The sequence below is a fragment of the Mumia xiangluensis genome (genome assembly GCF_010994095.1).
In the GTDB taxonomy this organism is placed as follows: Bacteria; Actinomycetota; Actinomycetes; order Propionibacteriales; family Nocardioidaceae; genus Mumia; species Mumia xiangluensis.
On the sequence record NZ_WJYO01000002.1, the window covers coordinates 381,582 to 404,626 of the forward strand.

At 70.0% G+C, this 23,045-nt stretch carries 24 protein-coding genes; 6 read left to right on the plus strand and 18 right to left on the minus strand.

What is annotated here, in order from left to right:
- Positions 1–18 precede the first annotated feature (18 nt).
- A complete protein-coding gene (gene trpD / locus GH747_RS07950) occupies positions 19–1,071 on the minus strand; it encodes an anthranilate phosphoribosyltransferase (protein ID WP_149769044.1) in 1,053 nt (350 codons plus the stop codon).
- Entirely contained in the window at positions 1,068–1,418 is a 351-nt protein-coding gene (locus tag GH747_RS07955) for a hypothetical protein (protein WP_149769495.1), read from the minus strand. Before GH747_RS07955 ends, trpD begins: the two co-directional genes overlap by 4 nt.
- Before the next feature lie 156 nt (positions 1,419–1,574).
- Between GH747_RS07955 and ctaE the strand changes: the two genes are divergently transcribed.
- From ctaE to qcrB, 4 genes are all read left to right on the plus strand, one after another.
- Positions 1,575–2,222, plus strand: coding sequence for an aa3-type cytochrome oxidase subunit III (gene ctaE, locus GH747_RS07960; RefSeq protein WP_149769045.1), 648 nt, complete (start codon positions 1,575–1,577; stop codon positions 2,220–2,222).
- 126 nt (positions 2,223–2,348) lie between these two features.
- On the plus strand, positions 2,349–3,182 hold the full coding sequence (qcrC, locus tag GH747_RS07965) for a cytochrome bc1 complex diheme cytochrome c subunit (protein WP_149769046.1): 834 nt from the start codon (positions 2,349–2,351) through the stop codon (positions 3,180–3,182).
- Complete coding sequence (gene qcrA, locus GH747_RS07970; protein WP_149769047.1) at positions 3,179–4,276, plus strand: cytochrome bc1 complex Rieske iron-sulfur subunit; 1,098 nt, start codon at positions 3,179–3,181, stop codon at positions 4,274–4,276. The genes qcrC and qcrA overlap by 4 nt, the downstream gene beginning before the upstream one ends.
- Positions 4,277–4,280: 4 nt before the next feature.
- Positions 4,281–5,981 carry a cytochrome bc1 complex cytochrome b subunit gene (qcrB, locus tag GH747_RS07975; protein WP_149769048.1) on the plus strand — a complete coding sequence of 567 codons (1,701 nt, stop codon included), beginning with the start codon at positions 4,281–4,283 and terminating at the stop codon, positions 5,979–5,981.
- Between the two features lie 286 nt (positions 5,982–6,267).
- Here qcrB and GH747_RS07980 read toward each other — a convergent pair whose 3' ends face one another.
- The 13 genes from GH747_RS07980 to GH747_RS08040 form a co-directional block, all read right to left on the minus strand.
- On the minus strand, positions 6,268–7,524 hold the full coding sequence (locus GH747_RS07980; RefSeq protein WP_149769049.1) for a L,D-transpeptidase: 1,257 nt from the start codon (positions 7,522–7,524) through the stop codon (positions 6,268–6,270).
- Positions 7,525–7,605: 81 nt separating this feature from the next.
- A complete protein-coding gene (locus tag GH747_RS07985; protein ID WP_149769050.1) occupies positions 7,606–8,001 on the minus strand; it encodes a cytochrome c oxidase subunit 4 in 396 nt (131 codons plus the stop codon).
- The gene (gene ctaD / locus GH747_RS07990) at positions 7,998–9,758 is read right to left on the minus strand and encodes an aa3-type cytochrome oxidase subunit I (protein ID WP_149769051.1); all 1,761 of its coding nucleotides are present in this window, start codon (positions 9,756–9,758) and stop codon (positions 7,998–8,000) included. Before ctaD ends, GH747_RS07985 begins: the two co-directional genes overlap by 4 nt.
- Positions 9,755–10,672, minus strand: coding sequence for an aa3-type cytochrome oxidase subunit II (ctaC, locus tag GH747_RS07995; protein ID WP_228552829.1), 918 nt, complete (start codon positions 10,670–10,672; stop codon positions 9,755–9,757). Before ctaC ends, ctaD begins: the two co-directional genes overlap by 4 nt.
- Positions 10,673–10,801: 129 nt before the next feature.
- Positions 10,802–11,782, minus strand: coding sequence for a carbohydrate kinase family protein (locus GH747_RS08000; RefSeq protein ID WP_149769052.1), 981 nt, complete (start codon positions 11,780–11,782; stop codon positions 10,802–10,804).
- Positions 11,783–11,853: 71 nt separating this feature from the next.
- Positions 11,854–13,200 carry a GDSL-type esterase/lipase family protein gene (locus tag GH747_RS08005; RefSeq protein ID WP_149769053.1) on the minus strand — a complete coding sequence of 449 codons (1,347 nt, stop codon included), beginning with the start codon at positions 13,198–13,200 and terminating at the stop codon, positions 11,854–11,856.
- A gap of 86 nt (positions 13,201–13,286) precedes the next feature.
- Complete coding sequence (gene erpA, locus GH747_RS08010; protein WP_149769054.1) at positions 13,287–13,646, minus strand: iron-sulfur cluster insertion protein ErpA; 360 nt, start codon at positions 13,644–13,646, stop codon at positions 13,287–13,289.
- 150 nt (positions 13,647–13,796) lie between these two features.
- The gene (locus GH747_RS08015; RefSeq protein WP_149769055.1) at positions 13,797–14,921 is read right to left on the minus strand and encodes a glycerate kinase family protein; all 1,125 of its coding nucleotides are present in this window, start codon (positions 14,919–14,921) and stop codon (positions 13,797–13,799) included.
- Between the two features lie 2 nt (positions 14,922–14,923).
- Positions 14,924–16,198, minus strand: a complete 1,275-nt coding sequence (locus GH747_RS08020; RefSeq protein WP_149769056.1) for an aspartate aminotransferase type Ic — start codon at positions 16,196–16,198, stop codon at positions 14,924–14,926.
- Between the two features lie 62 nt (positions 16,199–16,260).
- Entirely contained in the window at positions 16,261–16,845 is a 585-nt protein-coding gene (gene pspAB, locus GH747_RS08025; RefSeq protein ID WP_149769057.1) for a PspA-associated protein PspAB, read from the minus strand.
- Positions 16,846–16,850: 5 nt separating this feature from the next.
- Positions 16,851–17,750 carry a zinc metalloprotease HtpX gene (htpX, locus tag GH747_RS08030; protein WP_149769058.1) on the minus strand — a complete coding sequence of 300 codons (900 nt, stop codon included), beginning with the start codon at positions 17,748–17,750 and terminating at the stop codon, positions 16,851–16,853.
- 117 nt (positions 17,751–17,867) lie between these two features.
- On the minus strand, positions 17,868–18,146 hold the full coding sequence (pspAA, locus tag GH747_RS08035) for a PspA-associated protein PspAA (protein WP_149769059.1): 279 nt from the start codon (positions 18,144–18,146) through the stop codon (positions 17,868–17,870).
- Complete coding sequence (locus GH747_RS08040; RefSeq protein WP_205602845.1) at positions 18,143–18,922, minus strand: PspA/IM30 family protein; 780 nt, start codon at positions 18,920–18,922, stop codon at positions 18,143–18,145. Before GH747_RS08040 ends, pspAA begins: the two co-directional genes overlap by 4 nt.
- 185 nt (positions 18,923–19,107) lie before the next feature.
- On the opposite strand from GH747_RS08040, the gene GH747_RS08045 reads away from it, so the two are divergent.
- Complete coding sequence (locus GH747_RS08045) at positions 19,108–19,686, plus strand: DUF3043 domain-containing protein (RefSeq protein ID WP_149769061.1); 579 nt, start codon at positions 19,108–19,110, stop codon at positions 19,684–19,686.
- A 4-nt stretch (positions 19,687–19,690) separates the two neighbouring features.
- On the opposite strand, the gene GH747_RS08050 is transcribed toward GH747_RS08045, so the two are convergent.
- Both GH747_RS08050 and gcvT read right to left on the minus strand, forming a co-directional pair.
- Complete coding sequence (locus GH747_RS08050; protein WP_149769062.1) at positions 19,691–19,891, minus strand: hypothetical protein; 201 nt, start codon at positions 19,889–19,891, stop codon at positions 19,691–19,693.
- Between the two features lie 22 nt (positions 19,892–19,913).
- Positions 19,914–21,005 carry a glycine cleavage system aminomethyltransferase GcvT gene (gene gcvT / locus GH747_RS08055; protein WP_149769063.1) on the minus strand — a complete coding sequence of 364 codons (1,092 nt, stop codon included), beginning with the start codon at positions 21,003–21,005 and terminating at the stop codon, positions 19,914–19,916.
- Positions 21,006–21,044: 39 nt separating this feature from the next.
- Between gcvT and GH747_RS08060 the strand changes: the two genes are divergently transcribed.
- Complete coding sequence (locus GH747_RS08060) at positions 21,045–22,565, plus strand: leucyl aminopeptidase (RefSeq protein WP_149769064.1); 1,521 nt, start codon at positions 21,045–21,047, stop codon at positions 22,563–22,565.
- A 43-nt stretch (positions 22,566–22,608) separates the two neighbouring features.
- On the opposite strand, the gene GH747_RS08065 is transcribed toward GH747_RS08060, so the two are convergent.
- Positions 22,609–22,974 carry a hypothetical protein gene (locus GH747_RS08065; protein WP_149769065.1) on the minus strand — a complete coding sequence of 122 codons (366 nt, stop codon included), beginning with the start codon at positions 22,972–22,974 and terminating at the stop codon, positions 22,609–22,611.
- Positions 22,975–23,045 lie beyond the last annotated feature (71 nt).

Here is a 23,045-nt window from a genome sequence, read left to right on the forward strand (position 1 = left end):
CGGGGCAGCGCTCTCGGCTCAGACCTCCCGGCGCGAAGCCTCGGCCCAGTCGGCGAGCGCCTGACGCGCCGCACCGGAGTCCAGCGCATGTGCGGCCTTGGCGACGTTGCGCTCCATCCGCGTCATCAGGTCGTCCTCGCCGCCCTCGTACGCGGAGAGGCCCGCAGCGGTGTTGAGGATCACGGCGTCACGGACCGGACCCTGCTCACCCTCCAGCACCCGCAGGAACACGTCGGCGTTGAACTCCGGGTCGCCACCGCGCAGACCGTCGGCCGGGGAGTAGGCGATGCCCAGGGCGCGCGGGTCGAACGTGTGCTCTGTGACTGACTTCTCACCCTCCGGCCCGGCGACGACCCAGACGGTCGAGGTCGTGGTGGTCGTGATCTCGTCGAGTCCGTCGTCACCACGGAACACCAGGGCGTCGAGCCCCCGCCGTGCGAACACGCCGGCAACCACGCCCGCCATCCGCGGATCCGCGACGCCGACTGCCATCGCCGCCGGCTTCGACGGGTTCGTCAGCGGCCCCAGGAAGTTGAACGCCGTGGGAATCCCGAGCTCGCGCCGGGGGGCGGCCGTGAACCGGAACGACGCGTGGAACACGGGGGCGAAGCAGAACGTGATGCCGACCTCGCTCGCCAGAGCGGCAACGCGGGCCGGGGTGAGGTCGAGGCGTACGCCGAGCTTCTCGAGGACGTCGGCGGCGCCGCTCGCGCTCGACGCGGCACGGTTGCCGTGCTTGACGACCAGTGCTCCCGCGCCGCGCATCGCGACCGCGGACATCGTCGAGATGTTCACGGTCTTCGCCCGGTCACCGCCGGTGCCGACGATGTCGACCGTCCGGCCGGGCACCTCGATCAGCGAGGCGTGTGCCAGCATCGTGGACGCCAGTCCCTCGACCTCCGCCACGGTCTCCCGCTTGGAGCGCAACGCGACCGCGAACCCGGCGATCTGCGCCGAGGTGGCGTTGCCGGAGAGGATCTCCTCCATCGCCCACGCGGTCTGCTCGCTGCTGAGATCCTCGTGCGCGATCAGCTGGCCGAGGATCTCGGGCCAGCGCGGCCCGTCGGTCATGCCGAGGCGGCGGAGGAGGGCGCCAGCAGGCCGAGGACGGCGTTGGCGAGCTTCAGCGGGTCGATCGGGTGGGTCGAGACCCCGTCGGCCCTCGACCAGGTCGCGAGCCAGGCGTCCTGCTCGCGGGCGGTGAGGACCAGCAGCGGCGGGCAGCGGAAGATCTCGTCCTTGAGCTGGCGTGCGACGCCCATGCCGCCGGCCGGGGTCGCCTCCCCGTCGAGGATCGCCAGGTCGATCCCGCCCGCGTCCATCTGCTGCAGGACGACCGGGAACGTCGCACACTCGACGTACTCCACGGGCGGCAGGTCCGGATGGATCCGGCGCCCGAGGGCGGTCGTCACCTGCATGCGGGTGTCGGCATCGTCGGAGTAGACGAGGACGCGCAGCGGCGAACGGTCAAGGGGCGCGACGGCGGTGCTGGGATCGGTCACAGCGTGATCGTAGCGACTCGATCGTGCAACAGGCAGGGGTCGGGGATGCCCCGGCTGCGACGGGGGTTAATAATGACACCCGTGGCGACGACATCTGTGATCCCAGCATCCCGCCTGCACGGGCAGCCGAACCGACCCTCTCAGGTCACGGTCGGCACCGTTGTCTGGCTGTCGAGCGAGCTGATGTTCTTCGCGGCCCTCTTCGCCGCGTACTTCACCATCCGCGCGGTCAGCCCCGAGCTGTGGGCGCTGGACACCGCGAAGCTCAACGTCCCCTTCGCCACGGTCAACACCACGATCCTCGTGCTCTCCTCCGTGACGTGCCAGTGGGGCGTGTTCGCGGCCGAGAAGGGCAAGGTCGGCCGCAGCGGCAAGATCTGGCAGTTCCGCGAGTGGGGCCTGCGCGAGTGGTTCGCCCTGACCTACGTCATGGGCGCGATCTTCGTCGCCGGCCAGGCCCTCGAGTACGTCGAGCTGGTCCACCACGGCATCACGCTCGACTCCTCCGGCTACGGGTCGACCTTCTACCTGGCGACCGGCTTCCACGGCCTCCACGTCATCGGAGGCCTGATCGCCTTCCTGCTCGTGATCGGCCGCACCTTCATGGCGCGTCGCTTCACGCACGAGCAGGCCATCTCGGCGATCGTGGTGTCGTACTACTGGCACTTCGTCGACATCGTCTGGGTCGGCCTGTTCCTGACGATCTACGCCCTGCAGTAGGGCTCGATCGACCGCCCGTCCGGGACGGCGCGACGACGAGCTTCCAACAGAACATCGCAATCAAGGCTTTAATCGAGAGATGACGTCCGCTGGGGCGTCGCTGGCAAGGGGAACGAGGTTCACTCCGTGCGGTTCTTGTCCACCCACCGAAGGCACCCTCTCGCGGGTTACGCGGTGCTGCTCTTCGGCCTGCTCCTGGCGGCCGCTCTGTATGCCGCCTTCGCTCCGGGGAAGGCCGACGCCGACACGGCGACGAACGATCCTGCCAAGATCGAGGAGGGCCGCGAGCTCTTCCTGGTCGGCTGCGCGAGCTGCCACGGCATGAACGCCGAAGGCATCATGACGGTGGCGGGCGGCAACTACGGTCCGTCGCTCGTCGGCGTGGGCGCGGCTGCCGTCGACTTCCAGGTCGGCACCGGCCGCATGCCGATGGCGCAGTCCGCGCCGCAGGCGATCCGCAAGGAGCCGGTCTACACCGACGAGGAGACCGACGCGCTCGCCGCGTACATCGCGAGCCTCGGTCCCGGTCCTGCGGTCCCCGACGAGGAGTACACCGACGTCTCGGAGATCTCCCAGGAGGAGCTGACCCGCGGCGGCGAGTTCTTCCGTACGAACTGCACCGCCTGCCACAACTCGGTCGGCGCCGGTGGCGCCCTCCCGAGCGGCCGGTTCGCGCCGTCGCTGCAGGGCGTGAGCGAGAAGCACCTCTACGAGGCCATGCTGACCGGTCCGCAGCAGATGCCCGTCTTCAGCGACGACGTCATCTCGCCCGAGGACAAGCGGGCGATCATCGCCTACATCAAGAACGTCCAGAACCAGCCCCAGGCCGGCTTCGGTGGCGGCGGCCTCGGCCCCGTCGTCGACGGCATGTTCGCCTGGATCATCGGAATCGGCGGTCTCGTCGCTGTCGCCGTCTGGCTTGCAGCGCACGGCGCCCGGGTGAAGAAGAAGAGGTCATGAGCTCCGAATCCCACGACGAGCAGCCGCGCGACGCCGCTCACCCGACGCACGACGAGATCGTCGCGCGGGAGGGTCACGACGTCGAGCCGGCCGAGCCGATCGACAACCCGGGGCTGCCTGAGCACCTTCCGCGTCCGACCGACGTGGATCCCAAGCTCGAGAAGCGCGCCGAGCGCCAGGTCGCCGGCATGTTCACCGCCGCCATCGTGCTGGCGGTCGGCTTCTGCGTCGCCTACTTCACCGTCCCCAAGGACGCCGAGATCTTCGGCTGGTTCTCCCTGAACCTCGCCCTCGGCCTCACCCTCGGCGGCGCGCTGTTCCTCATCGGCATCGGCGCCATCCAGTGGGCCAAGAAGCTGATGGCCGACCACGAGGTCATCGAGATGCGCCACCCCGCGCGCTCGTCCGACGAGGACCGCGAGGCCGCCCTCGAGGCCGTCGACGCGGGTGTCGACGAGTCCGGCTTCGGACGTCGCCCGCTGATCCGCAACTCGCTCATCGGGGCCGTCGCATTCCTGGGTCTGCCGGCGATCGTGATGCTGCGCGACCTCGGTCCGCTTCCCGGCGACAAGCCGTTCAACACGGTCTGGCGCAAGGGGATGCGTGTCGTCAACGACGTCTCCGGTGAGCCGCTGAGCCCCGGTGACATCGAGGTCGGCCAGCTCGTCAACGCACAGCCGTCGGTGTTCTTCGAGACCGACAGCCACGGCCACGCGGTCTTCCACGGCACCGAGCTCCTGCAGGCCAAGGCGAAGGCCTCGGTCATCGTGGTCCGCATCCGTCCCGACGACATCACCCCCCGCAAGGGCCAGTCCAACTGGGATGTCGACGGGATCATGGTCTACTCCAAGATCTGCACGCACGTCGGCTGCCCGATCAGCCTCTGGGAGCAGCAGACCCACCACCTGCTCTGCCCGTGCCACCAGACCACGTACGACCTCGCCGACGGCGGCAAGGTCATCTTCGGCCCCGGCCACCGTCCGCTGCCGCAGCTCCCGCTCGCGGTGGACGAGGATGGTTACCTGATCGCCACCAGTGACTTCCGTGAGCCGGTCGGCCCGAGCTTCCCTGAGGTGCACCAGAACCGTGACTGACACCATGAGCACCACCTCAACGCCCCTCAAGGACACCGGCGTCGGCAAGAAGGCCGCCGGTCCCGTCGAGTGGCTCGACGACCGCATCGGCCTCGCCGGCCTGGTGCGCAAGAACATCCGCAAGGTGTTCCCCGACCACTGGTCGTTCCTGCTGGGCGAGATCGCCCTCTGGAGCTTCGTCGTGCTCCTGCTCACCGGCACGTTCCTGACGTTCTGGTTCCAGCCGAGCATGGCGGAGGTGCCCTACGACGGGTCGTACGACCCGCTGCGCGGGCTCGAGATGTCCCAGGCGTACGCATCGACGCTCAACATCTCGTTCGACATCCGGGGCGGCCTGCTGGTCCGGCAGATCCACCACTGGGCCGCGGCGCTCTTCATGGCGGCGATCATCGCCCACATGCTGCGCGTGTTCTTCACCGGCGCATACCGCAAGCCGCGCGAGCTCAACTGGCTCATCGGCATCGGCCTCTTCGCGATCGGTCTGATCGAGGGCTTCGCCGGCTACTCGCTGCCGGACGATCTCCTGTCCGGCACGGGTCTTCGCTTCGTCGACGGCCTGATCCGCTCGATCCCGGTCGTCGGCACCTACATCGAGTTCTTCGTGTTCGGCGGCGAGTTCCCGGGTGAGCTGATCATCGCGCGCCTCTACATGGCGCACATCTTCCTGCTGCCAGGCCTACTCCTGGGGCTGATCGCTGCCCACATGGTGCTGCTCGTCTACCACAAGCACACGCAGTGGCCTGGGCCCGGACGCACCGAGAAGAACGTCGTCGGCTACCCGATGCTCCCCGTCTACGCGGCGAAGGCCGGCGGCTTCTTCTTCGTCGTCTTCGGCTTCACGACGCTGATGGCGGCGACGCTCCAGATCAACCCGATCTGGGCGTACGGCCCGTACAACCCCTCTGAGGTCACGGCGGGCTCCCAGCCCGACTGGTACATGGGCTGGGTCGAGGGTGCGGTGCGCATCATGCCGAACTGGGAGTTCACGATCGGTCCACAGACGATCTCCCTGAACGTCTTCATCCCGGCTGTTCTCCTGATGGGCATCCTCTTCACGGTGCTCGCGATCTGGCCGTTCTTCGAGTCGTGGGTGACGGGCGACAAGAAGGAGCACCACCTGCTCCAGCGTCCGCGCAACGCCCCGACCCGTACGGCGTTCGGCGTCGCCGGCATGACGTTCTACGGCGTCTGCTGGATCGCCGGCGGAAACGACATCATCGCGTTGAAGTTCAACCTGGACATCTTCACGATCACCTGGATGGCACGGGTCCTGGTCTTCGTCGGTCCGGTGATCGCGTTCATCGTCACGCGCCGCATCTGCATCAGCCTGCAGCGCAAGGACAACGACGCGATCCTCCACGGCTACGAGACCGGCATCATCGTCCGTTCTGCCGAGGGCTCCTACGCAGAGGCGCACGCGCCGCTGCCGCCGGAGAAGGCCTTCGCACTCACGGCACGGCCGCGGGTCCCCGAGCTCACCGCACCGGTGTCGGAGGACGAGAACGGGGTCGCCAACCCCGACGGCCGCAAGGCACGCCTGCGAGCCTGGGCGAAGCGGTTCTTCTACGCCCACGACGTCGACAAGCCGACGCGCTTCGAGGTGGAGGACGCTGCTCACCACTTCCACGACGACGTCTACCCGCCGCACGACTTCCCGGACGACTTCTCCGGCGTCAGCGAGACGGGCGTCCCGAAGCAGCACTGAGCCGACGCTCCACGAAGGCCCCGCTCCCCCACCGGGGGGCGGGGCCTTCGCCGTCCCCTCCCCTCGCCCGCGAGCCGCCGCCTCCCCCTCGCGAGCCACCGTCTGGGGCCCGCGAGTCACCGTCTGGGGCCCGCGAGTCACCGTCTGGGGCCCGCGAGTCGCCGTCTGGGGCCCGCGAGTCACGGAAAGGGTGGCTCGTCGCGCACAAACGGTGGTTCACGGCCACGGAATCGGTGACTCGCGAGCCGGAAAGGGTGGCTCGCGAGCCGGGAAGGGTGACTCGCGGTTAGGAGAGCGCGGAGCCCTTCGCGAACTTGGCGTACGAGATGTTCCAGTCGGTCCAGCCGTTCTGGGGCTCGAGCACCTTGCGTGCGGAGTTCACGAACTTCACGGGATCGCCGATGTGGGAGACGCTGTAGAGCCACGCGGCGTTGCTCGTGCTCAGGCCGGTGCACCCGTGGCTGACGTTGGCGGCCCCCTGGGAGCCGACCGACCACGGAGCAGCGTGGATGAACTCGCCCGAGTTCGTGACGCGCATCGCCCAGCGGACGTCCTCGATGTTGTAGTACTCGGGGTCGTCCTCGGAGAGCCCCGTGGTCGCAGCGTCCATGCGCTTGACCGGGTACTTCTCCATGATGACCTTGGTGCCGTTGCGGGTCTGGAAGCCGGACTTGCCGGTGGTGGCCGGCAGCACCCTCGCGACCTTGCCGTTGATCCGGACGGTCGCCTTGTGCCGGGAGACGTCGACGACAGTCGTCACGGCGCGATCGGTGACCTTGAAGGACGTATCCCGGTCTTCCTGACCCCAGGTGCCCTTGGCGGTGCGTACGCCGTTGATGCCGGCGTGGACCTTCACCTTCGTCCCCGCGGGCCAGTACTTCTTGGGCCGGTAGTGGACCTCCGAGTCGCTGACCCAGCTCCACGTGCCCTCGACCTGGGGCGTCGAGGTGACGGTCAGGCGCCTCTCGACGTCCGCGCGGCGGGTCACCGGGATGTCGAACCGGACGATGATCGGCATCGCGACCCCGACCGTGGCGCCGTCCGTCGGAGCGATCGAGGCGTACGCCTGCTGGTCCAGGCTCAGATCCTGCGTGCGGAAGGTCCGGGTGACGGTCTGGGTCCTGCCGTCGTCGTCACGCGTGCTCACAGCCACCGTGTAGCGCTTGCCGGGCTCCAGGAGTCCCGTGGCTGCCCAGGTGTTGCCGTCGGCCGCCAGCTCGCCCTTCACGGCGTTCTTGGGGGTGGCCTTCTTGCCGTAGTGGGCGCTCACCGCCGTGATAGTCCCGCCGGACGCGCCAACGCTCACCGCGGTGTCGACCGGGACATCGACCGCACCGTCGTCGACGTTGACCGTGACGACGGTCTTGGGAGTCGGGGCCTCCGACGTGGCAGCCGAGCCTCCGCCGTCGTTGGAGCCGGAAGGGTCGTCATCCGAACCGCCCGCGCCGGCGGCGCTGCAGCCCGCTACGAGCGCGGCCACGACGAGGACACCGGCCCACCGGCGTCCTCCGTGCAGCACGAGCTGACGTCCCTGAAGCTTCATGATCCCCCTTGAAACACACGTACGGCCTCAAAGGGTAGCAATCGCCACCCAAATGAGGCCGTAGGCGTGTCGTACCGGGGATCAGTGCGCGTAGAGACCGCGGTAGTACTCGAAGACCCAGCCGCACAGCGCGATCGCGCCGAACGGCGTAGCGATGGCGAAGAGCCACCAGCCGAAGATCGCACCGAGGATCATCGCACCGAACGCCAGGGCCGCCCACAGCGGCCACCAGCTCCACGGAGGGTAGAAGCCATACTCGCCGGCTCCCTCCGCGATCTCGGCGTCGTCGCGATCCTCGAGGCGAGCCGGGATCTGCTTCGCGACCACCGCGAGGAAGAAGGTCAGAAGCAGACCCAGGAGGGCCGCCATGACCAGTGCCGTCGTGCCGGTCGGATCACCGGAGGCGATCCAGTAGATCGGCGTCACGATCACGAGAAAGACCGAGACCGACGCGATGATCCACGCCTCTGCCTTCACTGGTTGTCACCTTCCTGATCCTTGGTGATCTGCTCGGACAGCGCCTCTTCGTGACCGGACAGGTTCGGGGCGTCGGCCAGCGGGGAGTCGAGGTCGTTGTCGACGTGCTCCAGCAGCGAGAGCTCCGGGTGGTGGAGGTCGAACGCAGGGCTCTCGGAGCGGATGCGCGGCAGCGACGTGAAGTTGTGCCGCGGCGGCGGGCTGGAGGTCGCCCACTCGAGGGAGCGTCCCCAGCCCCACGGGTCGTCGACGCCGACCTGCGGGTTGTTCCGGGAGATCCACACGTTGTAGAAGAACGGCAGCGTCGAGACGGCCAGCACGATCGCGCCGATCGTCGACACCTGGTTGAGGACCGTGAAGCCGTCGGCCGGCGAGTAGTCGGCGTAGCGGCGCGGCATGCCCTCGACGCCCAGCCAGTGCTGGACCAGGAACGTCAGGTGGAAGCCGATGAAGAGCAGCCAGAAGTGGATCTTGCCGAGACGCTCGTTGAGCATGTGCCCGGTCCACTTCGGCCACCAGTAGTAGAAACCGGCGAACATCGCGAACACGACGGTGCCGAAGACCACGTAGTGGAAGTGAGCCACGACGAAGTAGGAGTCGGAGAGCGCGAAGTCCAGCGCGGGCGACGCCAGGATGACGCCGGTCAGACCACCGAAGAGGAAGGTCGTCAGGAAGCCCAACGAGAACACCAGCGGCGTGTCGAAGCTGATGGACCCGCCCCACAGCGTGCCGATCCAGTTGAAGAACTTCACGCCGGTCGGGACGGCGATCAGGAACGTCATGAAGGAGAAGAACGCGAGGTCGACCGAGCCGGTCACGAACATGTGGTGCGCCCACACCGCCACCGACAGCGCCGCGATCGTCAGGGTCGCCGCGACCAGGCCGATGTAGCCGAAGATCGGCTTGCGGCTGAAGACCGGCAGGATCTCGCTGACGATGCCGAAGAATGGCAGGGCGATGATGTAGACCTCCGGATGCCCGAAGAACCAGAACAGGTGCTGCCAGAGGACCGGGCCTCCCGTTGCCGCGTCGAAGACGTGGGCACCGAGCTGGCGGTCGGCGAAGAGCGCAAGCAGCGCGGCGGCGAGGATCGGGAAGGCGATCAGCACCAGGAGGCTCGTGACGAGGATGTTCCAGGTGAAGATCGGCATCCGGAACATCGTCATGCCCGGGGCGCGCATCGTGAAGATCGTGGTCACGAAGTTCACGGCACCGAGGATGGTGCCCAGACCGGACATGTAGAGGCCGAGCACCCACATGTCACCGCCCACGCCGGGAGAGTTCACGGCGTCGGACAGCGGGGCGTACGCGAACCAGCCGAAGCTGGCGGCACCGCCGGGGACGAAGAAGCCGCCGACGGCGATCGAGCTGCCGAACAGGAACAGCCAGAAGCTGAACATGTTGAGTCGCGGGAACGCGACGTCCGGCGAGCCGATCTGCAGAGGCATGATCCAGTTGGCGAACCCGACGAACAGCGGTGTCGCGAACATCAGCAGCATGATCGTGCCGTGCATCGTGAAGAGCTGGTTGTAGGTCTCTTCGTCGACGATCTGCGTGCCCGGTGCCGCGAGCTCCCCGCGGATCAGCAGGGCGAGGATGCCGCCGATCAGGAAGAACACGAACGACGACACGAGGTACATCGTGCCGATCTGCTTGTGATCGGTCGTCGTCAGCAGGGCGACGACGCGCTTGCCCAGGGGCTTCGGGGCCGGGGTCTCCGGCGCCGCTCCGGTCTGGGGCTCTGCGACCGCGGTCACTCGTCCTCTCCGTTCTCTTCGTGCGCTGCGGCCTTCTTCGCCTCGGCGAGACCCGCGATGCGGTACGCCTCGGCGCCGCCCTCGGGCTGACCGATCTGTCCGGCGGCCTGCAGCTTCTGGAGGTGGGCGTCGTACTCGTCACGCGAGACGACGTGCACCTTGAAGATCATGCGCGTGTGGTAGAGCCCGCAGAGCTCGGCGCACCGCCCGGTGAACACGCCCTCGCGCGTCGGGGTGACGTCGAACGAGTTGATCTTGCCGGGGATGACGTCCTGCTTGAAGTAGAACTCCGGGATCCAGAACGAGTGGATGACGTCGGGCGAGACGAGGTCGAAGCGGACCGACTCGTCGACCGGCAGCCAGAGCTCGGTCGGGTCGGAGGTGTCGCCGAAGTCGAAGACGTCCTCGCCGCCGGTGGCTTCCTCGTCGAGGTAGTTGAACGTGAACTGCCACTTGCTGCCGACGACCGTGATCGTGTGGTCGGGGTCGTCGACCTTCTCGAGCATCTCGTTCTGGGCGATCACGGTCTGCGCGAAGAAGATCGCGACGATGATGACCGGAGCGACCGTGTACAGGACCTCGAGCGGCAGGTGGTAGCGCAGCTGCGTCGGCACCTCGTTGCCGGGCCGGCGGCGGTAGCGCACCATCGCCCAGAACATGAGTCCGAGGACGAGCACGAGGACGACGGCGCACGCGATCCAGGCCGCGACCCAGAGCACGAACATCGACTCGGTCCGGTCGCTCGCGCCGATGGGGAGCGCAAGGCGCTCCCACTGGCTCTCGGCATCCTCGGAACAACCACTCAGCAGCACGATCGCGGCGACGGCGGATCCGAGCCCGAGCGCCTTCGACCGAATCGGTCGACGACGCTCGTCTTGTGCTCGCTCACCGCGCGCGAAGAGTTCCAGACCCACCAGGCGCCTTTCTGGCTCGAATCGACTCAACCGCAGTGCGCGAGCGTCGCCGTACGCGACGGCAGGCGTCCTCACTGCGAACAGAAGCACCCTACTCCAGAGTGACTGCCGGGACCGGCGGAGGTCCCCTCAGAACCGCGGCAGGCGGTCGTCTACGATGCTCGCCGCGGAATCGCCGTACTGGGCCCGGAGGCGAGCGAGAAGACCGGCTCGGTCCAGGCGGTACTCCTGGGTCCCCGTGGTCTCCACGACGCTGGCGGCCAGCGTGCAGCCCAGCTGGGCGCACTGCTCGTGCGGCAGGTCGACTCCGAGCCCGGCCAGGAAGCCTGCCCGGAAGGCGTCTCCGACGCCGGTCGGGTCGACGGCGGTGATGCCGGCGAGCGCGGGCACGTCGACCACGGTGCCGTCCGCCTCGTAGATGCTCACGCCCTCGGCGCCGCGCGTGACGACGCGGGTGCCCACCCGCTCCTGGATCTCGGCGGCGCTCCAGCCGGTCTTCTTCTCCGTCAGGGCGGCTTCGTACTCGTTGCTGAAGAGGTACGCGGCGCCGTCGATGAGGTTGCGGATCAGCGCACCGTCGGCGAACGCCAGCTGCTGGGAGGGGTCGGCGGCGAACCGGTAGCCGCGGGCGCGGCTCTCCTCGGTGTGCCGGACCATGCCCTCGGGGTCGTCGGGGCCGATCAGGACGATGTCCCAGCCGCCCACGCGGTCGTGGATCGGCTTGAGCTCGATCTCGCGGGCCTCGGCCATCGCGCCGGCGTAGAAGGTCGCGATCTGGGCCTGTGACGCGTCGGTCGTGCACACGAACCGGGCTGTGTGCTTGCTCTCGGAGACGTGCACGCCGGAGCAGTCGACGCCGTGGCGCTCCAGCCACGAGCGGTAGTCGTCGAAGTCCTCGCCGACCGCACCGATCAGGACCGGCTCCTCTCCGAGCGCTGCCAGGCCGAACGCGATGTTGGCGCCGCAGCCCCCGCGGCGCACCTCGAGGTCCTCGACGAGGAACGACAGCGAGATCTTGTCGAGCTGGTCCACGACGAGCGAGTCGGAGAACCGCCCGGCGAAGGTCATCAGGTGGTCGTTCGCGATGGAACCGGAAACGGCGATCTTCAACGGAGCTCCTCGAATGGGGACGCGTGCGCGCCCACGATAGTCGGGGTGGTGGGTGCGGGCCAGAGAGGCCGTCAGCGTGGACGCACGGAACGGACGGTGCGGGCCCTCCCGGCGAGGTAGCCGTTGTGCCCGGTGATCCGGACCTGCACGCGTGCCGCCCGCCGCGGCACCGCCAGCCGGGCGATGCTGCGCGCGCGGGTGGTGGTCCGCCAGGCCGTCCACGTCCCACGGCGCGTGCGGGTCCGGTACGCGACCGTGTACGTCGACGCCGCGGCGGCTTCGCGCCACCTGACGCGTAGCCGCTTCGTCCGCCAGACGACCGTCGTACGGCGGACCGCGCGCGGCACCCTGCCCTCGGCCTCCACGCGGACGGCCGCGGACCAGCCTCCGATCATCGCGCGGCGACGGGCCTGCACCTGGAGCTCGTACGTGCCCCCGGCCCGCAGGTGCCGGAGCGTGCGGCTGCTCCCAGCCGCCCACGACGTCGTCCTCCAGGGGCCCGCCTCCGGCGCGACCAGGCGGTAGCGGACCCGGCCCGCCCAGCCGTCGACGAGCGTCCCGTCCCACGACAGCGTGATCCGACGGTTGCGCCCGACCCCGCTCACCGCGTACGTCGCTGGCCAGGGCACGGCGCGGTCGATCACCGGGTGCGCCGGGACCGCTCCGACGTCCACCAGGGCGTCGCCCATGCGCTGCGCGATCCGCGTCTCTCCGGTGGGAGTCGGGTGGACCCCGTCCCAGGTGTGGATGCCCGGCTCCCAGCCTTCGGCGGTCCGGGCGAGGACGACCTGCGACCGCGAGGTGGTCAGCTCGTCGACGACCTCGGCCAGCAGCGCGTTGAGCGTGCTGGTCTCGTTCGGGAGCAGCTCCACGCCGCTGCTGAGCGACATCCCGGTGGTGACCTGGCCGATGACGAGGTCCACCTCGGGGTCGGCGGCGCGGACGCGCTCGACGTACGTCCGGACGTTGGCCGCCGTCTCCTCGGGCGAGCGGACCCGGAGGTCGTTGAAGCCGATCATGAGGACGACGACGTCGGGGCGGTACGTCCTGATCTCGTCGGTGACCAGCAGGAGGTGGTATGCCGTCTTCGACCCGAACAGCGCGGCATGGTCCCGGTCGAACCCCGGGTCGAGGTAGCTCGTGCTGCCCTGGGCCAGGTCCTGGCGCGGACCGACCAGGTCAATGTCGGCACCGGCGTCGCGCAGCCCGCGCCACAGCCAGTAGCGGTAGGTGAAGTCGCCGGCACGGCCCTGTGTGATCGAGTCGCCGGCGAGCATGACGCGGGTCGGCCCCGGAGGGCGCCGCGGGACGGGAGTGGGGTCGTCGGCGTCGGCGGGGACGAAGATGCCGAGGAGGGAGAGCCCGAGCGCAACCGTGAGGAGCTGCAGCCCGCGTGCCCGGGAGCGGAGGGGACGCACGCGCAGAGCCTAGGGGTGGACGACGACGGCCGTCCAGAGATCTGGACGGCCGTCGTGACGTCAGCGGCGGTGCCGCCTGGTGGGGCTCAGTGGAACGAGTCGCCGCAGGCGCAGGAACCGGTCGCGTTGGGGTTGTCGATCGTGAAGCCCTGCTTCTCGATCGAGTCGACGAAGTCGATGGTGGCGCCGTGGAGGTAAGGGACGCTCATGCGGTCCACGACCAGCGAGACGCCGTCGAACTCGCGGGTCTCGTCGCCGTCGAGCGTGCGCTCGTCGAAGAAGAGCTGGTAGCGCAGCCCGGAACAACCGCCCGGCTGCACGGCGATGCGGAGCGCGAGGTCGTCACGGCCCTCCTGGTCGAGGAGGTTCTTCACCTTGGCCGCAGCGCCGTCGGTGAGGTTGACACCGGCGAGGGTCTCGTTGGCATCGGTGCTCTGCACGGTCATCTGTTCTCCCGAATTCTCTGGTGCGGGGCCGCCCGGTTGGCATGCACTGACAACTCGAACGCGCGGTCTCGCGATCTCATTCCACCGTACGGCACCACGATACGCCGACCGTGGCGCACTGCCGTACCCGCTGAACAGCCTACGTGGCGCTCACCGGTCGGACCAGGTGCGAGCGACCCTCTCGGCGAGGCGCCGCAGCGACTCCTCCGGCCGGGCCAGCGAAACGTCCTCGCCGACGACGTCGACCATCGCGTACGCGGCTTCGACGCCCATCGCACGGCGTTCGCGGGACCCGACCTGCACCCTCCCGGCCAGCACCACGCAGGGCCGCAGCGCCGCTCCGGCGACCTGGGCGACGCCGTACACGACCTTTCCCTCGCGGGAGGTCACGTCGTACGCCCCCTCCCCCGTCAGCACGAGGTCGCACGCGCGTGCGTGGTCGCCGAGCCCGACGGCGTCGGCGACCATCGACACCCCAGGCTGGACGGTCGCCCCGAGCACCTGGAGGGCGAACCCGAGCCCGCCGGCGGCGCCGGCGCCCGGCAGGTCGGCAACCTTGCGCCGGGCCGGCTCGCTCCCGCACACGGCGACGACGAACGCGTCCAGGATGCCGTCGACGCGGAGGACGGCACTGTCGTCGAGGCCCTTCTGCGGCCCGAACGTCCGCGCGGCCCCGAGGAGCCCGAGCAACGGGTTGCGTACGTCGGTGGCAGCCACGAGGGTCACGTTGCCCAGCCGCTCGCGGACGGCCGACAGGTCGACCGAGGTGACCCCGACGAGTCCGGCGGGCCCGCGGTCGAGGGGGACGTCGGACTGCGCGCCGAGGGCGGCAAGCAGGCCGGCGCCGCCGTCGGTGGTGGCACTGCCGCCGAGACCGACCACGATCGAGGTCGCTCCGGCGTCCAGCGCCGCAGCGACCAGCTCGCCGACGCCGTAGGTCGTGGCGTCCTCGGGGCTGCGCCGCTGCTCCACGTGCAGCCCGCAGGCGGTCGCGGACTCGACGTACGCCGTACGGCTGCCGCCGGGGCCGTCGACCAGCAGCAGGGGCGCGTCGACGGGCACCCCGAGCGGGCCCCGCACACCGGGCAGAGTCCGGACCTCGCCGCCCAGGCTGGCGTGCAGCCCGTCCACGAAGCCTGGACCGCCGTCCGACATCGGGACGAGCACCGTGGTGTCGTCCGGAGCCACACGCGACCAGCCCTCGGCGATGGCACGGGCCGCCTCGGGCGCGCTCAACGTGCCCGCGAACTTGTCGGGCGCGACGAGGACCCGCATCGTCAGGCCAGGGCCTTCTCGGCCGCTGCCAGCAGGACGCAGGTCGCCAGCGCGTCCATGGCCGCCCTGAGATCGTCCAGCGACGGGAACGACGGCGCGATCCGGATGTTGCGGTCGCGCGGGTCGGCCCCGTACGGGAACGAGGAGCCGGCGGGGGTGAGCGCGACACCGACGGCCTTGGCCAGCTCGACCACGCGCGCGGCAGTGCCGTCGACGACGTCGAGGTTGACGAAGTAGCCGCCCTGGGGCTGCGTCCACGTCGCCACGTCGAATGCGGCGAGCCTCGCGGCGAGCACGTCCTCGACGACCGCGAACTTCGGCGCGAGGAGCTCCCGGTGCTGGCGCATCAGCGACCGCACGCCGTCCGCGTCTCCGAAGAGGCGCACGTGGCGCAGCTGGTTGACCTTGTCCGGGCCGATCGACGCGAACTTCAGGTGGCCCTTGAACCACGCGACGTTGGCCGGCGAGCCGCCGAAGAAGGAGACGCCCGCACCCGCGAAGGTGATCTTCGAGGTCGAGGCGAAGACCAGAACCCGGTCGGGGTGGCCGCCGGCCGACGCCAGCGACAGCGCATCGGCGCTCTTCGTCTCGTCGGTCGTGAGGTGGTGCACCGCGTACGCGTTGTCCCAGAACACCCGGAAGTCCGGCGCGGCCGCCGGCATCGCCATCAGCCGTGCGGCGACCTCGGGCGACGTGACGCCGCCGGTCGGGTTGGCGTAGGTCGGGACCAGCCACATGCCCTTGATCGTCGGGTCGTCCGCGACGAGCGCGGCGATCGCCTCGACGTCGGGGCCGTCGGCGTTCATCGCGACGGGGACCATCTCGATGCCGAGCGACTCGAGCAGCGCGAAGTGGCGGTCGTACCCGGGGACGGGGCACACGAAGCGCACCGTCTCCTCCGCGGCCCACGGGCGCGGGGACGAGGCGAAGCCGTGCAGCATCGCCCACACCAGGGTTTCGTGCATGAGGGTGAGGCTCGAGCTGCCCTGGGCGAGCAGCTGCGGCACCGGGATGCCGAGCAGCTCGGAGAAGATCTCGCGGAGCTCGACCAGGCCGTCGAGCCCGCCGTAGTTGCGTGTGTCGGTGCCGTCCGCGGCGCGGAAGTCGCCCTCACCCGGCAGCGCCAGGAGCCGCTGCGAGAGGTCGAGCTGCTCGGGCGACGGCTTGCCCCGCGTCAGGTCGAGCGTCAGCCCGCGCGCACGCAGGTCCTCGTAGGCGGCGCGCTGCTCCGACAGCAGCGAACCGAGGGCGTCACGATCCAGGGTGGAGATGCTCATGGGGATCCTTGGGATGCGGGGCTGGCGACGCGCCCGGGCCGTCTCGGGCGCCATGGCCGAATCTACCGAGTGCCGCGCTCGAGCCCCGGAGCGCCCCAGATCGCGAGCCAGCGCGACAGGTCCTTCTCGATCGGCAGCTCGTCGGCGACGATGCCGCGCACCTGGAGCTCGAGGCCGTTGTCGCGTCGCGGCTCACCGGCCGGGGCGAACGGGTAGAAGGTGCCGCGCTTGTAGAGGTAGACGAGTCCGAGCGGACGACCCTCTGCGGTCGCGAAGTCCACGACGGAGCAGAGGAGGTGAGGCCCGAACCCGTTGTCGACCAGCGTGCTGTTCACGGCGTGGAGGTCGGTCACCAGCCCGCCGACGTCCTCGGGGTCGTGCTGGACGACCAGCCACGTGAAGCCGTACGGGTCGACGGTGCGCTCGACCTTCGGGCCGCCGTCGGCGTCGAGCAGCTCGGAGACGTCGGACTGCATCGTGCTGAACGCCGCACCCTCGCTCTGCCGGTAGCAGACGGCCCCGACACCGGTCGGCTTGATCGTCGCCGCGGCCTCCAGGGTGAGCGCGGCCGACGGCAGTGCGAACAACGCGTCGAGGTCGGCCTGCGGCGGCTTCGAGCGGCCCATCAGGGCATCCCAGAATCCCATCGCGGTCAGAGGGGTCGGCCGAGATCGGCGGAGATCCGGGCGAGCTGGTCGATGCGCTTCTCCACCGGCGGGTGAGAGCTCATCAGGCCGGCGAGGGAGTCGCGGGAGAAGGCCGGCGTGGCGAAGAAGAACGCGCTCATGTTTTCGACCTCGCGCAGGTCCTTGCTCGGGATGCGGCCCATCTCGCCGGTGATCTTCATGAGGGCGGACGCCAGCGCCGACGGCTTGCCGGTGAGGTAGGCGCCGGCTCGGTCGGCGCTGAGCTCGCGGTAGCGCGACAGCGCACGGGTCAGCAGGAAGCTGATGAAGTAGGCGACCATGCTGGCGATCCACACCACGAGGAACATCAGGGCGCCGTTGTTGTTGCGGTCGCGGTTGTTGCCCAGGAACGGCGCCCAGCGGATCAGGAAGCCGGCCAGCAGGCCCAGGGAGGACGCCACCGTCATGACGGAGACGTCACGGTGTGCGACGTGGGCGAGCTCGTGGCTCAGGACGCCCTCGAGCTCCTCGGCGTCGAGCCGCTTGAGGATGCCCGTCGTGACGCAGACCGCCGAGTGGCTCGGCGATCGCCCGGTCGCGAACGCGTTGGGGAGGTCGGTGTCGGCGATCGCCACCGCCGGCTTGGGCATGTCCGCGAGAGCGCACAGCCGGTCGATCATGGCGTGCAGCTCCGGCGCCTGCTCCGGCGTCACGATCCGCGCTCGCATCGACGCGAGCGCCAGCTTGTCGGAGAAGTACCACTGGCCCCAGGCCAGCGCCACGACCACCACGGCGGCCATCAGGGCGCTCGGCATCACGGTGATCAGCACGGCGCCGAACGCCAGGTAGAGCGCCACGAGACCGAGGCTGACCACGCCGATCCGGCGCGTCAGACCCGCATCGCTGCGGAATCGGGTCTTGGACATGCTTCCTCTTTCCGGCCGCGAGCTGCAGGTGGGCGGCCGCCAATGAGTTCAACGCCTGGGAGGGCTCGCACGTTCCCGCCGCCGGGTGACCGGCGGCGGGAACGGTGTGGATCTGTGTCAGCCCGGGATGAAGCCGTCGGCGCCGAGCAGGTCCTCCACCTCAGCGAGCGACGCGTCGGAGGGAGGCAGCACGAGGTCGGACTCGACGAGCTCCTCGTCGGGCACCTCCTTGCCGATCTGGCGCACGGCGTCGAGGAGGCTGGCCAGCGCATCGCCGAACGCCTCCTCGTCATGGTTGGCGACGGCGCTCTCGACGGCGTCATCGAGGCTGTTGAGCTGGTCGAGCGCCTCGTCGGCGACCTCGAACTGGCCCTCGGCCATGATGCGTACGATCACGCCTGCCCCTCTCGCTTCTCCTCGGCCACGGCGTCCGGCGCGGCCTCGCCCGCCCCGAGGGCCGGCTTGTCGGCGCCCGTGCCGAGCGAACGCTTCATGGCCTCCAGCTCGGAGTCGACCGTCGACGCCGATGCGAGGGCGTCGAGCTCGCGGCTGATGTCGTCGTTCGGGCCGGCGGTGACGTCGTCGAGAGCGCCGGAGGCGAGCAGCTCGTCGACGGCTCCCGCACGAGCCTGCATCTGCGCCGTCTTGTCCTCGGCACGCTGCACCGCGAGACCGACGTCGCCCATCTCCTCGGAGATGCCCGAGAACGCCTCGGTGATGCGCGTCTGGGCCTCGGCGGCCGTGTAGGTCGCCTTGATCGTCTCCTTGCGGGTCCGGAACGACTCGACCTTGGCCTGCAGCCGCTTGGACGCGAGGGTGAGCTTCTCCTCCTCGGCCTGCAGGGACGCGTGCTGCGACTGGAGGTCCGCGATCTGCTGATCGAGACCCGAGCGTCGCGTCAGCGCCTCCCGGGCGAGGTCCTCGCGGTTCGCGGCAAGTGCCTTCTTGGCCTGGTCCTGCAGCTTGGTCGACTGCTGCTGCAGCTGGTTGATCTGCAGCTCGACCCGCTTGCGGCTGGTCGCGACGTCGGCGACCCCACGGCGGACCTTCTGAAGCAGCTCGAGCTGCTTCTGGTAGCTGTAGTCGAGCGTCTCGCGCGGATCCTCCGCCTTGTCGAGCGCTGCATTGGCCTTGCTGCGGAAGACCATGCCCATCCGCTTCATGATGCCCATCGTGGAGTCTGTCCCCTTCACCAAGATCGCTGTTCCCACCACCTTACGGGCACCGACGTTCTTATGGCAGCCACCGTCTTCTGGCACCGCCGGCAGGCAGGTAGGCTCGACTACACCCGTGACCGCACCTGGCGTGCTCGTGCGCGTCCTGCGCCCGTGGCACGCACCTGACGACTGAGGCATCAGTGTTCACACGCAAGAACCAGACCGAGACCCCCGCGGCCGCGCAGCCCGCGACCGAGGCCAAGCCTGACGGGAAGGGTCGACCGACCCCGACCCGCAAGGAGGCCGAGGCGGCGCGCAAGGCGGCTCTGAAGACGCCCGCGACGCGCAAGGACCTGGCCCGCGCCGACCGTGACCGTCGCGCGAAGGAGCGCGGCAAGGTCCGCGAGGCGATGAACACCGGTGACGACCGCTACCTGCCGGCCCGTGACAAGGGTCCGGTGAAGGCGCTCGCGCGCAACGTCGTCGACTCGCGCCGCAACGTCGGCGAGTACTTGATGCCGGTGCTCGTGGTGATCCTGCTGGTGAGCCTGATCCGCGCGCCGTGGGCGGTCAGCGCGATCTACCTGCTGTGGGTCGTCACCATCGTCGGCGCGATCGTCGACTCGATCTTCCTCGTGCGCCGGGTCAAGCGCGAGGTCGCGGCGCGCTACCCGGACGCGAGCACGCGCGGCGTCACGACGTACACGATCATGCGGAGCACGCAGATCCGCCGGCTGCGGCTGCCGAAGCCGCAGGTCAACCGCGGCGACTCCTACTGATCCCTCAGGGGTGGAGGGACATCGGGCCGAAGACGACCTGACCGTCCTCCAGCAGCGAGACCTGGTCGACACCCTGGTCGGCCAGGTCTGGGTAGAACTCCCCCACCCACGACTCCGCGTCGCCACGGCTCGCGAATGTGCCGCCGTCGTCCTGCGGGGAGACAGCGGATCCGTCGGCCGTCTCGAAACGCCACGTCCACACCATGGGAGCAGCCTAGCCAGCCGGGCTACCGGGTGGACGACTGGACGAACGGCGGCGCGGTCACGACGAACGTCTCCGTCCGGCCTCGGACGTCGACGGTGACCTCGTCGCCCACCGCGACGGAGCGGTCGAGCAGCGCCAGCGCGACGCCCTTGCGCAGCGTCGGCGAGAACGTCCCCGAGGTGACCTCGCCGACCGTGGTGCCGCCGGCGGCGACCGCCATGTGCGGGCGTGCGATCCCGCGGCCCGAGGCGACGAGCCCGCGCAGCAGCGGCACCGTGCCGGCCTCACGCTGAGCCAGCAGCGCGTCCCTCCCCCAGAACTCCGGCTTGTCCCAGCCGACGGCCCAGCCGAGGCGAGCCATCACGGGCGAGATCTCGCGCGACAGGTCCTGGCCGTGCAGCGGATAGCCCATCTCGGTCCGCAGGGTGTCACGGGCGCCGAGGCCGCAGGCGCGGACGGCGTACGGCTCTCCCGCCGCGATGATCGCGTCCCACGCCGCCACGGCGGATGCGGCGGGGACGACGAGCTCGTAGCCGCGCTCGCCGGTGTAGCCGGTGCGGCACACGGTGATCGTGGCTCCGCCGAGCTCGGCCTCGGTGTACGACATGTAGTCGTGCGACACCGGCAGACCGATCGCCGCGAGGGTCTCGTCGCTGCGGGGCCCCTGCACCGCGAGGACGGCGAAGTCGTGGTGGCGGTCCGTGACGGTCAGACCGTCGGGGGCACGCTCGACCAGCCGGCGTACGACCTCCGCCGTGTTGGCGGCGTTCGGGACGAGGAGCACGTCGTCGGCGTCGCGCAGGTAGACGATCAGGTCGTCGACCACGCCACCGTCGTCGTCGCAGCACAGCGTGTACTGAGCCTGCCCGGGCCCGATGCGGTCGAGCGCGTTGGTGAGGCACCGGTCGAGGTACGCGGCGGCGCCCGGCCCGGTGACGGTGGCCTTGCCGAGGTGGCTGACGTCGAACACGCCGACTCCCTCACGGACGGCCTTGTGCTCGGCCAGGACGCCGCCGCCGGCGTACTCCAGCGGCATCTCCCACCCGCCGAACTCGGCGAGCTTGGCTCCCAGCTCGAGGTGGCGTGCGTGCAGCGGTGAGTGCGCGAGCGTCATGCCAGGAAACCTATCCCGAGCGTCGGTAGGGTGACACGCATGGCCCCGAAGACCGCAGAGCCCGCGTTCACCCTCAGTTCCGCGTCGCCGACGACCACCCGTGCCGACGTCGTCGTCATCGGCGTCGGGCGTGACCTCAAGGCGATCGAGCCCGCAGACGGCGTGAGCAAGGCCTTCGGGCGCTCGTTCAGGCCCACGCTGACCGCGCTCGGGTTCAAGGGCAAGAAGGGCGACGTCGCCGTCCTCCCGTCCGGCGGTGCGATCAAGGCCGCCGTCGTCGTCGCGGTCGGCCTCGACGCCGAGCCGACGACCACCGACCTCCGCAAGGCGGCGGCCAAGGCGATCAAGGCCGTCCACAACGCGTCGACGGTCGCATACGCCCTCCCGACGGCCGACGCCGACGCGGTGCGGGCCGTCGCCGAGGGCGTCAAGCTCGGCGCGTACCGCTTCGACCGCTACCGGACGACCGACGACGCGAAGCAGGCCGCCGAGGACCGGCCCAACGGCATCGTGATCCTCACCCGCCTGTCCCGCGACACCAGCGCGCTCGCGGCGCTGGAGGCCGCGCAGACGACGTCGACGGCCGTCAACCGCGTCCGCGACTGGGTCAACACCGGTCCCGGCGACCTGACGCCGGCGGCCTTCGCCGACAGCGTCAGCGAGATCGCCAAGGCGGACGGCGCCACGGGCGTCAAGGTCACCGTGTGGGACGAGGCGCGACTCGCGAAGGAGGAGTGCGGCGGCATCCTCGGCGTCGGGCAGGGGTCGGCCAACCCGCCCCGGATGGTCCAGGTCACGTACAAGCCCAAGAAGCCCGCCGCCCACCTGGCGCTGGTCGGGAAGGGGATCACGTTCGACTCGGGCGGTCTCAGCCTGAAGCCGGGCGCGAGCATGATGACGATGAAGTGCGACATGGCCGGTGCCGCGTCGGTGGTTGCCGCGACGCTGGCGATCGCCGCGCTCGAGCTGCCGATCCAGGTCACGTGCATCGCGTCGATGGCCGAGAACATGCCGAGCGGTACGGCGATGCGTCCGGGCGACGTCATCGCGATCCGCGGCGGCACCACGGTCGAGGTCCACAACACCGACGCGGAGGGCCGCCTCGTCCTCGCCGACGGGCTCGTGGTCGCGGTCGAGGCCAAGCCGGACGTGGTCATCGACGTCGCGACGCTGACCGGCGCCGCGATGGTGGCGCTCGGCGACCGCACCGCGGCGGTGCTCGGCAACGACGAGGTGCTCCGGCAGCAGATCCTCGACGCGGCGGAGGTGGCCGGCGAGTCGTTCTGGCCGCTGCCGATCACCGAGGAGGTCACCGCGCGCGTCACGAGCTCGGACATCGCCGACGTGCGTCAGCACAACCCGAAGCCGGCCGGCGGCGCACTGTTCGCGGCGGCATTCCTCCAGAAGTTCGTCGGCGACACGACGTGGGCCCACCTCGACATCGCGGGCCCGGCGTTCAACGACGCCGGCGCCTACGACGAGGTGCCGAAGGGCGGCACGGGCATGAGCGTACGCACGCTGATCGGCGTCGCGGAGCAGCTCGGGCGCCGCGTCGGCTGACGCCCGCGGCCGGCGCGGCCCGGCGAGCCCCGCCCGACGGCCGTCAGTCCCCGGCCTGGGCCTCGCGGTCGCGCCGCTTGCGCTCGGCGGCCACGCGGCGGTTGTACTCGCGCATCCGCTGCGGGTAGCCCACCACACCCGCGTCGTACGTCGGCACCCGGTGCTTGTTGCCGAACTCGTGCGCCCACGCCGCCGACGGCACGCGGCGGCGGGTCCACTCGCCGTCCTTCGCGACGAGGAGGAGCGTCACCTGCGACACCGCCGTCGGGGGCTCCACGAACCCCTCGACGCCGATGCGGGAGTCGACGAACTTCTCGAGATGCGCGCGGTCGGCGCTGTCCGATGCGCGGTCGGAGACCACGGCGCCACCGCGTGTGCGGTTTTGCTTCTTGCGTCGGAAGAGGCCCATCGAGTGTGCTCCTGCGGCTTGTGAGCGAGGTTGTCGCTGCGGCGATCTTCCTCCAGTCTGCCGTACCGACG

Excerpts from the sequence above, each read along its gene's own strand:
- trpD (WP_149769044.1), bottom strand. The coding sequence starts at position 1,071 with ATGACCGACGGGCCGCGCTGGCCCGAGATCCTCGGCCAGCTGATCGCG.
- GH747_RS07955 (WP_149769495.1), bottom strand. The coding sequence starts at position 1,418 with ATGCAGGTGACGACCGCCCTCGGGCGCCGGATCCATCCGGACCTGCCG.
- ctaE (WP_149769045.1), top strand. The coding sequence starts at position 1,575 with ATGACACCCGTGGCGACGACATCTGTGATCCCAGCATCCCGCCTGCAC.
- qcrA (WP_149769047.1), top strand. The coding sequence starts at position 3,179 with ATGAGCTCCGAATCCCACGACGAGCAGCCGCGCGACGCCGCTCACCCG.
- qcrB (WP_149769048.1), top strand. The coding sequence starts at position 4,281 with ATGAGCACCACCTCAACGCCCCTCAAGGACACCGGCGTCGGCAAGAAG.
- GH747_RS07980 (WP_149769049.1), bottom strand. The coding sequence starts at position 7,524 with ATGAAGCTTCAGGGACGTCAGCTCGTGCTGCACGGAGGACGCCGGTGG.
- erpA (WP_149769054.1), bottom strand. The coding sequence starts at position 13,646 with ATGACCGTGCAGAGCACCGATGCCAACGAGACCCTCGCCGGTGTCAAC.
- GH747_RS08015 (WP_149769055.1), bottom strand. The coding sequence starts at position 14,921 with ATGCGGGTCCTCGTCGCGCCCGACAAGTTCGCGGGCACGTTGAGCGCG.
- GH747_RS08020 (WP_149769056.1), bottom strand. The coding sequence starts at position 16,198 with ATGAGCATCTCCACCCTGGATCGTGACGCCCTCGGTTCGCTGCTGTCG.
- pspAB (WP_149769057.1), bottom strand. The coding sequence starts at position 16,845 with ATGGGATTCTGGGATGCCCTGATGGGCCGCTCGAAGCCGCCGCAGGCC.
- htpX (WP_149769058.1), bottom strand. The coding sequence starts at position 17,750 with ATGTCCAAGACCCGATTCCGCAGCGATGCGGGTCTGACGCGCCGGATC.
- GH747_RS08040 (WP_205602845.1), bottom strand. The coding sequence starts at position 18,922 with ATGGGCATCATGAAGCGGATGGGCATGGTCTTCCGCAGCAAGGCCAAT.
- GH747_RS08050 (WP_149769062.1), bottom strand. The coding sequence starts at position 19,891 with ATGGTGTGGACGTGGCGTTTCGAGACGGCCGACGGATCCGCTGTCTCC.
- gcvT (WP_149769063.1), bottom strand. The coding sequence starts at position 21,005 with ATGACGCTCGCGCACTCACCGCTGCACGCACGCCACCTCGAGCTGGGA.
- GH747_RS08060 (WP_149769064.1), top strand. The coding sequence starts at position 21,045 with ATGGCCCCGAAGACCGCAGAGCCCGCGTTCACCCTCAGTTCCGCGTCG.
- GH747_RS08065 (WP_149769065.1), bottom strand. The coding sequence starts at position 22,974 with ATGGGCCTCTTCCGACGCAAGAAGCAAAACCGCACACGCGGTGGCGCC.